This window comes from Pseudomonas fluorescens (genome assembly GCF_001307275.1).
GTDB classification, from domain to species: Bacteria; Pseudomonadota; Gammaproteobacteria; order Pseudomonadales; family Pseudomonadaceae; genus Aquipseudomonas; species Aquipseudomonas fluorescens_AA.
On record NZ_CP012831.1, the window covers coordinates 5,703,144 to 5,715,091 of the forward strand.

Annotated in this window: 7 protein-coding genes; all 7 read left to right on the forward strand. The window is 62.4% G+C overall.

The features are described from left to right. The first annotated feature begins 41 nt into the window (after window positions 1-41). The 7 genes from AO356_RS25230 (at window position 42) to AO356_RS25260 (ending at window position 11,936) form a co-directional block, all read left to right on the forward strand. Window positions 42-3,815: a nitrate reductase subunit alpha gene (locus AO356_RS25230; RefSeq protein ID WP_060742098.1), complete on the forward strand. Its 3,774-nt coding sequence runs from the start codon at window positions 42-44 to the stop codon at window positions 3,813-3,815. Window position 3,816: 1 nt separating this feature from the next. Next, on the forward strand, window positions 3,817-5,355 hold the full coding sequence (narH, locus tag AO356_RS25235) for a nitrate reductase subunit beta (RefSeq protein ID WP_060742099.1): 1,539 nt from the start codon (window positions 3,817-3,819) through the stop codon (window positions 5,353-5,355). A gap of 2 nt (window positions 5,356-5,357) precedes the next feature. Beyond that, window positions 5,358-6,113 (forward strand): nitrate reductase molybdenum cofactor assembly chaperone, encoded by a 756-nt coding sequence (gene narJ / locus AO356_RS25240; protein WP_060742100.1) that lies wholly within the window; start codon window positions 5,358-5,360, stop codon window positions 6,111-6,113. Beyond that, a complete protein-coding gene (gene narI, locus AO356_RS25245; protein ID WP_060742101.1) occupies window positions 6,106-6,786 on the forward strand; it encodes a respiratory nitrate reductase subunit gamma in 681 nt (226 codons plus the stop codon). The genes narJ and narI overlap by 8 nt, the downstream gene beginning before the upstream one ends. Before the next feature lie 10 nt (window positions 6,787-6,796). Then, window positions 6,797-7,750, forward strand: a complete 954-nt coding sequence (locus AO356_RS25250) for a peptidylprolyl isomerase (protein WP_060742102.1) — start codon at window positions 6,797-6,799, stop codon at window positions 7,748-7,750. Window positions 7,751-7,775: 25 nt separating this feature from the next. Next, the gene (gene moaA / locus AO356_RS25255; protein ID WP_060742103.1) at window positions 7,776-8,768 is read left to right on the forward strand and encodes a GTP 3',8-cyclase MoaA; all 993 of its coding nucleotides are present in this window, start codon (window positions 7,776-7,778) and stop codon (window positions 8,766-8,768) included. 1,152 nt (window positions 8,769-9,920) lie between these two features. Then, window positions 9,921-11,936 (forward strand): ribonucleoside triphosphate reductase, encoded by a 2,016-nt coding sequence (locus tag AO356_RS25260; protein WP_060742104.1) that lies wholly within the window; start codon window positions 9,921-9,923, stop codon window positions 11,934-11,936. Window positions 11,937-11,948 lie beyond the last annotated feature (12 nt).

Sequence of the window (11,948 nt, forward strand, 5' to 3'; positions counted from 1 at the left end):
GGGGCGCAGACCCCGCGGAGCAAGCCTGAGAGGAAGACACTGTGAGTCATTTACTGGATCAACTGCGGTTCTTCAACCGCAAGCAAGGCGAGTTTTCAGACGGCCATGGCGAGACCCGCAAGGAGTCCCGCGACTGGGAAAACGTCTACCGTTCCCGCTGGCAGTACGACAAGATCGTGCGCTCCACCCATGGGGTGAACTGCACCGGTTCCTGCTCATGGAAAATCTACGTCAAGAACGGCCTGATTACCTGGGAAACCCAGCAGACCGACTACCCGCGCACCCGCAATGACCTGCCCAACCACGAACCACGGGGCTGCCCGCGTGGCGCGAGCTACAGCTGGTACATCTACAGCGCCAACCGGCTCAAGTACCCGAAGATCCGCAAGCCATTGCTCAAACTGTGGCGCGAAGCCCGGCAGACCCTGCCGCCAGTGGAAGCCTGGGCCAGCATCGTCGAGAACAAGGCCAAGGCCGACTCGTACAAGAGCAAGCGTGGCATGGGTGGCTTCATCCGTTCCAACTGGGAAGAAGTCAACGAGATCATCGCCGCCGCCAACGTCTACACCGTCAAGACGCACGGCCCGGACCGGGTGGTGGGTTTCTCGCCGATCCCGGCCATGTCGATGGTCAGTTATGCCGCCGGCTCGCGTTACCTGTCGCTGATCGGTGGCGTGTGCCTGAGCTTCTATGACTGGTACTGCGACTTGCCGCCCGCTTCGCCAATGGTGTGGGGCGAGCAGACCGACGTGCCGGAGTCGGCCGACTGGTACAACTCCAACTACATCATCGCCTGGGGCTCCAACGTCCCGCAGACCCGTACCCCCGACGCCCACTTCTTCACCGAGGTGCGCTACAAGGGCACCAAGACCGTGGCGATCACCCCGGACTACTCGGAAGTCGCCAAGCTCACCGACCTGTGGCTCAACCCCAAGCAGGGCACCGACGCTGCGCTGGCCCAGGCCTTCAACCATGTGATCTTCAAAGAATTCCACCTGGACAAGCCCAGCGCCTATTTCACCGAGTACGCCAAGCGCTACACCGACCTGCCAGTGCTGGTGATGCTCAAGCCGATGCTTGGCGCGGCGCCGGGCGCGGGTTACCAGCCAGACCGTTTCCTGCGGGCCAGTGACTTGACCGACAACCTCGGCCAAGAGAACAACCCGGAATGGAAAACCATCGCCCTGGATGCCAGCGGCGAACTGGTCTCGCCCCAAGGCTCCATCGGCTATCGCTGGGGCGAGAAGGGCAAGTGGAACATCCTCCCCCGTGAAGGCGGCGAGGGGCGTGAGATCGACCTCAAGCTGAGCCTGATCGGCGGCGACGTCGCCGAGGTGGCGTTCCCGTACTTCGCCGGCGAAGCCCAGGAGTACTTCCAGCATGTGGCCGGTGACGCGGTGCAGTTCCGGCGGGTACCGGTGCACAGCGTGGTGCTGGCCGACGGCAGCGTGGCGAAAGTCGCCACCGTGTTCGACCTGTCGGCGGCCAACCTGGCCATCGACCGTGGCCTGGGTGGCGCCAACGTCGCCAAGGACTACGACGACGCCTCGGTGCCCGGCACCCCGGCCTGGCAGGAGCAGATCACCGGTGTGAGCCGCGAGAAGGCGATCCAGATCGCCCGCGAGTTCGCCGACAACGCCGACAAGACCCGTGGACGCTCGATGATCATCGTCGGTGCGGCGATGAACCACTGGTACCACATGGACATGAACTACCGCGGGCTGATCAACATGCTCATGCTCTGCGGTTGCGTCGGTCAGACCGGCGGTGGCTGGGCCCACTATGTGGGCCAGGAAAAACTCCGTCCGCAATGCGGCTGGCTGCCCCTGGCCTTCGGCCTGGACTGGAACCGTCCGCCACGGCAGATGAACGGCACCAGCTTCTTCTATGGCCACAGTTCGCAATGGCGCCACGAGAAGATGAGCATGCACGACGTGCTCTCGCCCCTGGCCGACAAATCGCAGTTCCCCGAGCACGCCCTGGACTACAACATCCGCGCCGAACGGGCCGGCTGGTTGCCGAGCGCGCCGCAACTCAACACCAACCCGCTGCACATCTGCCGCGAGGCCGCCGCCGCGGGCCTGGAACCCAAGGACTACGTGGTCAAGTCGCTGCAGGACGGTTCCCTGCGCTTTGCCTGCGAACAGCCGGACAGCCCGGCGAACTTCCCGCGCAACATGTTCATCTGGCGTTCCAACTTGCTGGGCTCCTCGGGCAAGGGCCACGAGTACATGCTCAAGTACTTGCTGGGCACCAAGAACGGTGTGATGAACGAAGACATCGGCCATAGCACCGAGTGCAAGCCCACCGAAGCCGAGTGGGTCGACGAAGGCGCCATCGGCAAGCTCGACCTGGTGACCACCCTGGACTTCCGCATGTCCTCGACCTGCGTGTATTCCGACATCGTCTTGCCGACCGCGACCTGGTACGAAAAAGACGACATGAACACCTCGGACATGCACCCGTTCATCCACCCACTGTCGGCCGCCATCGATCCGGCCTGGGAGTCGCGTTCGGACTGGGAAATCTACAAAGGCATCGCCAAGGCGTTTTCCGCCATGTCGGTCGGCCACCTGGGCGTCGAAAAAGACCTGGTCACCGTACCGTTGATGCACGACAGCGTCGGCGAGCTGGCCCAACCCTTTGGCGGCACCGACTGGAAAAGTGCCGGTGTGGCGCCGGTCCCGGGCAAGAACGCACCGAACCTGCAGGTGGTGGAGCGCGACTATCCGAACATCTACAAGCAGTTCACCTCCCTGGGCCCAATGCTCGAGAAGCTCGGCAATGGCGGCAAGGGCATCAACTGGAACACCGAGACTGAAGTGAAATTCCTCGGCGAACTGAACCACAAGGAAGTCGAGGCCGGCATCAGCCAAGGGCGGCCAAAAATCGACAGCGCCATCGACGCCGCCGAAGTGATCCTGTCCCTGGCCCCGGAAACCAACGGCCATGTCGCGGTGAAAGCCTGGGCGGCGCTGTCGGAATTCACCGGTATCGACCACAGCCACCTGGCCGTCTCCAAGGAGCACGAGGCCATTCGTTTCCGCGACATTCAAGCCCAGCCGCGCAAGATCATTTCCAGCCCGACCTGGTCCGGCCTGGAAGACGATCACGTGAGCTACAACGCCGGCTACACCAACGTCCATGAGTCGATCCCATGGCGCACCATCACCGGTCGCCAGCAGTTCTATCAGGATCACCCGTGGATGCAGGCGTTCGGCGAACAGCTTATGAGCTACCGGCCACCAGTCAACACCCGCACCATCGCCGGCGTGAAGGGCAAGCGCAGCAATGGCGAGACCGAGATCGTCCTGAACTGGATCACCCCGCACCAGAAGTGGGGCATCCACAGCACCTACAGCGACAACCTGCTGATGCTGACCTTGAGCCGTGGCGGGCCGATTGTCTGGCTCTCGGAAATCGACGCCAAGCGTGCCGGTATCGAGGACAACGACTGGATCGAATGCTTCAACGTCAACGGCGCATTGACCGCTCGTGCGGTGGTCAGCCAGCGGGTCAAGGAAGGCATGGTGATGATGTATCACGCCCAGGAACGGATCGTGAATGTACCCGGTTCTGAAACCACCAAGACCCGTGGCGGCCACCACAACTCGGTGACCCGTGTGGTGCTCAAGCCTACCCACATGATTGGTGGCTACGCCCAACAGGCCTATGGCTTCAACTATTACGGCACGGTCGGATGCAACCGCGACGAGTTCGTCGTGGTGCGCAAGATGTCCAAGGTCGATTGGCTCGACGGTTCCAGTGGCGATGATCTGCCGCGTCCACTGCCGACTGATATCGAGGAGAACTGAGATGAAGATTCGCTCACAAATCGGCATGGTCCTGAACCTGGACAAATGCATCGGCTGCCACACCTGCTCGATCACCTGCAAGAACGTCTGGACCAGCCGCGAAGGCATGGAATACGCCTGGTTCAACAACGTCGAATCCAAGCCGGGCATCGGCTATCCCAAGGAGTGGGAAAACCAGGACAAGTGGAAGGGCGGCTGGGTCCGTAACGCCGACGGTTCGATCAACCCGCGCATCGGCGGCAAGTTCCGCGTGTTGGCGAACATCTTCGCCAACCCGGACCTGCCCAGCCTGGACGATTACTACGAACCGTTCGACTTCGACTATCAGCACCTGCACACCGCGCCACTGGGCGAGCATCAACCCACCGCCCGCCCGCGTTCGCTGGTGTCTGGCAAGCGCATGCAGAAAATCGAATGGGGCCCGAACTGGGAGGAAATCCTCGGTACCGAGTTCGCCAAGCGGCGCAAGGACAAGAACTTCGACAAGATCCAGGCAGACATCTACGGCGAGTACGAAAACACTTTCATGATGTACCTGCCGCGCCTGTGCGAGCACTGCCTGAACCCGGCGTGCGCCGCATCGTGCCCGAGCGGCGCGATCTACAAGCGCGAAGAGGACGGCATCGTCCTGATCGACCAGGAGAAGTGCCGTGGCTGGCGCATGTGCATCAGTGGCTGCCCGTACAAGAAGATCTATTTCAACTGGAAGAGCGGCAAGTCGGAAAAATGCATCTTCTGCTACCCGCGTATCGAAGCCGGGATGCCGACGGTCTGCGCTGAAACCTGCGTCGGCCGGATCCGTTACCTCGGCGTGCTGCTGTATGACGCCGACCGCATCAGCGAAGTGGCGAGCACCGCCGATGAGAAGGACCTGTACGAGAAGCAACTGGAGATTTTCCTCGACCCCAACGACCCGGCGGTGATTCGCCAGGCCCTGGCCGATGGCGTGCCACAGTCGGTGATCGATTCGGCGCAACGTTCGCCGGTCTACAAAATGGCCGTGGATTGGAAACTTGCGCTGCCGCTGCACCCGGAATACCGCACCTTGCCAATGGTCTGGTACGTGCCGCCACTGTCACCGATCCAGAACGCTGCCGCCGCCGGTACCGTGGGCATGAACGGGGTGATCCCGGATGTCGACAGCCTGCGCATTCCGCTGCGTTACCTGGCGAACATGCTCACTGCCGGCGACGAAAAACCGGTCAAACGCGCCCTCAAGCGTCTGTTGGCGATGCGGGCCTACAAGCGCTCCGAACAGGTCGATGGTGTGCAGGACCTGCAAGTGCTGGCCGACGTCGGCTTGAGCGTGAACCAGGTGGAAGAGATGTACCGCTACCTGGCCATCGCCAACTACGAAGACCGTTTCGTCGTACCGAGCGCCCACCGTGAAGACGCCATGAGCGATGCGTTCGCCGAACGCTCCGGTTGTGGTTTCAGCTTCGGCAGCGGCTGCAGCGGCAGCTCCGACACCAACATGTTCGGCGGCAAGAAGGCCAATCGTCGCGACGTGATCAAAACCGTGCAGTTGTGGGAGGAATGAACATGCGCATTCTCAAGGTGATTTCGTTGCTGCTCGATTATCCGACCGAGACCCTGGTGGCCGGTCGCGACGAGCTGGAGCAGGCCATTGCGCAAGCGCGGGAGATCAGTCCCCAGCAGCGCGCCGGGCTGTTCGAATTGCTGGAAGTGATCTGCGGCAAGGACTTGATGGACGGCCAGGAACACTACGGCGCGCTGTTCGGCCGGGGCCGTTCGCTGTCGCTGCTGTTGTTCGAACATGTCCACGGTGAGTCCCGTGATCGGGGCCAGGCCATGGTGGACATGATGGCCCAGTACGAAGAGGCTGGTTTCGCCATCGGCGTCAAAGAGTTGCCTGACTACATCCCGCTGTACCTGGAGTTTCTCTCCACCCGCGAAGACCTCGAGGCCCGCGAGGGCCTGGCGGATGTGGCGTACCTGCTGGCCTTGCTCGCGGCGCGCCTGGACGAGCGTGAAAGCGTCTACGCCAGTTGCTTCCGGGCCTTGTTGCAAATCGCCGGGGCCGAACCCCAGGTGGCGGTGGCCGAGTTGCGTGAGCAAGTGAAGGCCGAGCCCCGGGACGACTCCCTCGAAGCCCTGGACAAGATCTGGGAAGAAGAGCAGGTGGATTTCATGAAGGCCGAACAGCAGGACCGTTGCAGTTCACTGCCCAGCGCGCCAGGCAAGGCGCGGGACGAAAGTGCAGTGCCGTTGCACTGGGTGGATTTTCAGCATGAAGGGCGGGCCGCAGCGCCAGCCGGGGAGGTGGGCAATGTCTAAATGGGATCTGTTGTTGTTCGGGGTCTACCCCTATGTCGCTTTGGCGATTTGCCTGCTCGGCAGCTGGGCACGGTTCGATCTGTCCCAGTACACCTGGAAGGCCGGTTCCAGCCAGATGCTGAACAAGCGCGGCATGCGCGTGGCGAGCAACCTGTTTCACGTTGGCGTGCTGTTCGTGTTGGCCGGGCACTTCGTCGGCCTGCTGACGCCGGCGGCGATCTACCACCATGTGCTGAGCACTGAGAACAAGCAGTTGCTGGCGATGGTTTCCGGTGGGTTCTTCGGCGTGCTGGGCCTGATCGGCCTGGTGATGCTGCTCAACCGCCGCCTGACCGACCCACGGGTGCGCGCCACCTCCAATGTCTCGGACATCCTCGTGTTGGTGGTGTTGCTGGTGCAACTGGTGCTGGGGCTGATGACCATCGTCGCATCCACCGCCCATATGGATGGCTCGGTGATGGTGATGCTGGCCGACTGGGCCCAGAACACTGTGCTGTTGCGGCCGGTGGAAGCCGCTACCGCGATAGCGCCGGTGGGCCTGGTCTACAAGCTCCACGTGGTGCTGGGCTTGACCCTGTTCGTGCTGTTCCCGTTCACCCGTCTCGTGCACATCGTCAGTGCGCCGGTCTGGTACCTGGGGCGTCGTTATCAAATCGTTCGGCAGAAGTTCTGAGGAGAAGATCATGGCGAGTGGATGCGGATGTGGCGGTGGTAGCGGTGGCGGTGGTTGCGGCTCCTCGGCAAAAGTGCCGCCGGTGGTCGATGTGGAACCCGTAGGGGCGGTGCAGTTCGAGCCGGCCCAGGCCGGGCCGGTGGTGGAAGATCAAGCGCCAGAGTTGATTGCCAGCAGTGAGCAGGAGTGGCCGATCATCAGCGTCAACGGGGTGTCGATCACCCCGCAGGCGATGGCCCAGGAGCTGCAATATCACCCGGCCGACAGTCGCGAGGACGCGGTGTACCAGGCCGCTCGGGCCCTGGTGATTCGCCAATTGCTCCAGCAGCGTATCGGCGAGCTGGGCCTGGCGTTGCAGGTCGGTGCCGGTGAAAACGAAGAAGAGGCAGCCACGCGGCTGTTGCTCGAACGCGAGGTGCAGGTGCCGCAGTGTGACGAGGCCACCTGCCTGCGTTACTACGAAAGCAACCGGGCGCGCTTCCACAGCGCGCCGTTGCTGGCGGTGCGGCACATCCTGCTCGAATGCGCGCCGGACGATGCCGAGGCCCGCAGCCTGGCCCATGTCCAGGCCGAGTTGCTGCTGGAGCGGCTGGACCAGTTCCCGGGCAGCTTCGCCGAGCTGGCGCTGAAGTATTCGGCGTGTCCGTCCAAGGAGCAGGGCGGGTCGCTGGGGCAGATCAGCAAGGGCCAGACCGTGCCTGAACTGGAGCGCCAATTGTTCACCCTGCCGGCGGGCCTGGCGGGCAAGCCGCTGGAAAGTCGCTACGGCTGGCATGTGATCAGCATCGACCAGCGCATCGATGGCCAGCCGTTGCCGTATGAGGCCGTGGCGACAGCGATTCGCACCCAACTGCAGCAGGGCGTTTGGCAAAGGGCGCTGGTGCAGTACCTGCAAACCCTGATTGGTGCGGCGGATATTCGCGGCATTCACCTTCAGGGCGCCGACTCGCCGCTGGTGCAGTGAGCGCTGGCCCAACCGGGAGATTTCCATGAACGCGGTGTTGCAGGACGGGTTTGGGCGCCAGATCGATTATTTGCGGATGTCGGTGACCGATCGTTGTGATTTTCGCTGTGTGTATTGCATGGCGAAAAACATGACCTTCCTGCCGCGTCAGCAGGTGTTGACCCTGGAAGAGTTGCAGCGCCTGGCGCGGCTGTTCGTCGGCCTGGGGGTGAAGAAAATCCGCCTGACCGGTGGCGAGCCGCTGATCCGCCCGGGCATCGTCGGGCTATGTCGCGACATCGCGGCACTGCCCGGCCTGCGGGAACTGGTGATGACCAGCAACGGCTCGCAGTTGGGGCGTCTGGCCCAGCCGCTGGTCGAGGCTGGGGTCAAGCGCATGAACATCAGCCTCGACAGCCTCGACGGTGAGCGTTTTCGGGCGATCACCCGTAACGGCAACCTCGATCAAGTGCTGGCAGGGATTGAAGCGGCGAAGGTCGCCGGGTTCGAGCGGGTCAAGTTGAATTGCGTGGTGATGAAAGGACGCAACTTCGATGAGGTCCCGGCGCTGGTGCAGTACGCCATCGATCAACGCATCGACATCAGTTTTATCGAGGAGATGCCGTTGGGGGAGGTGGGGCGTTCCCGGGGTGAGTCGTTCTGTTCCAGCGATGAGGTCCGGGCCGAGATCGCTCGCCATCACCGGCTGCTGGACAGCACCGAAAACAGCGGCGGGCCGGCGCGCTATGTGCGCCTGGAGCGTCATCCGAATACCCGGATCGGTTTCATTTCGCCCAACACCCATAACTTCTGCGCCAGTTGCAACCGCGTGCGCATGACTGTCGAAGGGCGCTTGCTGTTGTGCCTGGGGCAAGAAGACTCTCTTGACCTGCGTGGCTTGCTGCGACGTTATCCGCTGGACGATCAACCGGTGATCCAGGCGGTGCAGCAGGCGTTGCGCGGCAAGCCATTGCGGCATGACTTCAACCCGGGTGGGGAGGTGCAGATTGTGCGGTTCATGAATATGAGTGGGGGGTAAGGGTTTACGCGGACCCCGTGGCGAGGGAGCTTGCTCACGCTGGGTTGCGTAGCAGTCCTGTTCTGGGTGCTGGGGTGCTGGGGTGTTGGGGTGTTGGGGACATATCCGTTTCTGCGGTAACGGCCACTTAGGGTTCCGCCCTGACGGCGGGTCACTTTCGAAAAGCGCGAAAGTAACCAAAGCGCTCATGCCCCACCACTCGGCACCTCGCCTAGGCTCGGTGTGCCCTCACTCCGGCATTGCTCCGTGGGCCGCCGCGAAGGGCCATCCATGGCCCAGCGCGGCTATCCCGGCATCCATGCCGGGATGCCCACTCCACAATGCCTGCGTTCGGCCGTCGTGGTTAACGGGGCGCCGAAATCAACGACCACCGCGAGGCGGCCTTATAGCCGACCTGATTCTCACGGTCATACCCCGATCCAACTGTGGGAGCGAGCTCGCTCGCGAAGGCGGCCTTATAGCCGACCTGATTCTCACGGTCATACCCCGATCCAACTGTGGGAGCGAGCTTGCTCGCGAAGGCGGCCTTATAGCCGACCTGATTCTCACGGTCATACCCCGATCCAACTGTGGGAGCGAGCCTGCTCGCGAAGGCGACCTGCCAGCCGACCTGGTTCTCACGGTCATACCCCGATCCAACTGTGGGAGCGAGCCTGCTCGCGAAGGCGGCCTTATAGCCGACCTGATTCTCACGGTCATACCCCGATCCAACTGTGGGAGCGAGCTCGCTCGCGAAGGCGGCCTTATAGCCGACCTGACTCTCACGGTCATACCCCGATCCAACTGTTGGAGCGAGCCTGCTCGCGAAGGCGGCCTTATAGCCGACCTGGTTCTCACGGTCGTGCTCCGATCCAACTGTGGGAGCGAGCTCGCTCGCGAAGGCGGCCTGCCAGCCGACCTGACTCTCACAGTCATACCCCGATCCAACTGTGGGAGCGAGCCTGCTCGCGAAGGCGACCTGCCAGCCAACCTGGTTCTCTCAGCCATACTCCCATCCCCTTGTGCGAGGCGCATTGCTCCTTTCCAAGCGGGTTGGTCGTCGCCCCCGATTCTTGATATCGATCAATTGCAACTCGATCATTTGGCCGTACTCTCCACTGCATATTGTGTTTTTAAAAATTAAAAAGCCTATATGTAGTGTCTGGAGCCAAAATGCAGAGCACGTTGATCTCAGTAGGGTGTAACCGCTTGCACAAGCGCGATGGCAGTGTGGTCGCCTTTGATGCGGACAAGATCCGCCAGGCGCTGATCGCCGCCGGCAAGGCCACCGGTGAGTATGCCGAAGCCGAGGCCGAAGGGTTGCTCGAGGCGGTATTGGCAAGGCTGGAAGGGCAGTCGCGGTTGAACGTCGAGCAGATCCAGGACCGCGTCGAGCGCGTTCTGATGGACGCCGGGTATTTCCTGTCCATGCGCGCCTACATCGTCTATCGCGAGCAACACGGACGCCTGCGTCGGGATCGTCGTACGCTGGTGGAAGTCGCCACTTCGATGAACGAATACCTGGATCGCGAAGACTGGCGCGTGCAGGCCAACGCCAACCAGGGCTATTCCCTCGGCGGGCTGATTCTCAACGTATCGGGCAAGGTCACCGCCAATTACTGGCTCGACGAAGTCTACAGCCAGGCCATCGGCGAGGCGCACCGCGAGGCGGACCTGCATATCCACGACCTGGACATGCTCGCCGGCTACTGTGCCGGCTGGTCCTTGCGCACCCTCTTGCATGAAGGCCTCAACGGCGTGCCAGGGCGGGTCGAGGCCGGGCCGCCCAAGCACCTGAGCAGCGCCCTGGGGCAGATGGTGAATTTCCTCGGCACCCTGCAAAACGAATGGGCCGGCGCCCAGGCGTTCAGCTCGTTCGACACCTACCTGGCGCCCTATGTGCGCAAGGACCGGCTCAGCTACGACCAGGTTCGCCAGTCGTTGCAGGAGTTCATCTACAACCTCAACGTGCCGTCGCGCTGGGGCACGCAAACCCCGTTCACCAACCTGACGTTCGACTGGGTCTGCCCCCAGGATCTGCGCGAACAGATCCCGGTCATCGGCGGTGAAGAAATGCCGTTTGCCTACGGTGATCTGCAAGCGGAAATGGAGTTGATCAACCGCGCCTACATCGAGGTGATGCAGGCTGGCGATGCGAAAGGGCGGGTGTTCACCTTCCCGATCCCGACCTACAACATCACCCATGACTTCCCGTGGGACAGCGAGAACGCCGACCGGCTGTTCGAAATGACCGCCCGCTACGGCTTGCCGTATTTCCAGAACTTCCTCAACTCGGACATGCAACCCAACCAAGTGCGGTCGATGTGCTGCCGCCTGCAACTGGACGTGCGCGAGCTGCTCAAGCGCGGCGGCGGCCTGTTCGGCTCGGCGGAGCAGACCGGGTCCCTGGGCGTGGTGACGATCAACTGCGCGCGCCTGGGCTACCTGTACAAAGGCAACACCAGCGGGTTACTGCAACGCATCGATACCCTGATGGAACTGGCGAAAGAGAGCCTGGAGGTCAAGCGCAAGGTCATCCAGCATCACATGGATGCCGGTTTGTACCCCTACACCAAGCGCTACCTCGGCACGTTGCGCAACCACTTCTCCACCATCGGCGTGAACGGCCTGCATGAAATGCTGCGCAATTTCACCGACGACCAGCAAGGCCTGCACACCGAGCAGGGCCGGGCATTCGCCCTGAAACTGCTGGATCACGTGCGGGCCACGTTGCTGCGTTTCCAGGAGGAAACCGGCCACCTCTACAACCTCGAAGCCACGCCCGCCGAAGGCACCACGTACCGCTTCGCCAAGGAAGACCTCAAGCGCTACCCGGATATCCTGCAGGCTGGCAGCCCGGTCGCGCCGTACTACACCAACTCGTCGCAACTGCCGGTGGGCTTCACCGACGATCCGTTCGAAGCCCTGGAGTTGCAAGACGAACTGCAGTGCAAATACACCGGCGGGACCGTGTTGCACCTGTACATGGCCGAGCAGATTTCCTCGACACAGGCCTGCAAGCAACTGGTGCGCAAGGCCCTGGGACGTTTCCGCCTGCCGTACCTGACCATCACACCGACCTTTTCCATCTGCCCGGTGCACGGCTACCTGGCCGGCGAACACGAGTTCTGCCCCAAATGCGACGAGGCCTTGCTGCTGCAACAGCAGTTGGCAGGCAGCGTTCACTGATCCGATCCATCG

Excerpts from the sequence above, each read along its gene's own strand:
- narH (WP_060742099.1), top strand. The coding sequence starts at position 3,817 with ATGAAGATTCGCTCACAAATCGGCATGGTCCTGAACCTGGACAAATGC.
- narJ (WP_060742100.1), top strand. The coding sequence starts at position 5,358 with ATGCGCATTCTCAAGGTGATTTCGTTGCTGCTCGATTATCCGACCGAG.
- narI (WP_060742101.1), top strand. The coding sequence starts at position 6,106 with ATGTCTAAATGGGATCTGTTGTTGTTCGGGGTCTACCCCTATGTCGCT.
- AO356_RS25250 (WP_060742102.1), top strand. The coding sequence starts at position 6,797 with ATGGCGAGTGGATGCGGATGTGGCGGTGGTAGCGGTGGCGGTGGTTGC.
- moaA (WP_060742103.1), top strand. The coding sequence starts at position 7,776 with ATGAACGCGGTGTTGCAGGACGGGTTTGGGCGCCAGATCGATTATTTG.
- AO356_RS25260 (WP_060742104.1), top strand. The coding sequence starts at position 9,921 with ATGCAGAGCACGTTGATCTCAGTAGGGTGTAACCGCTTGCACAAGCGC.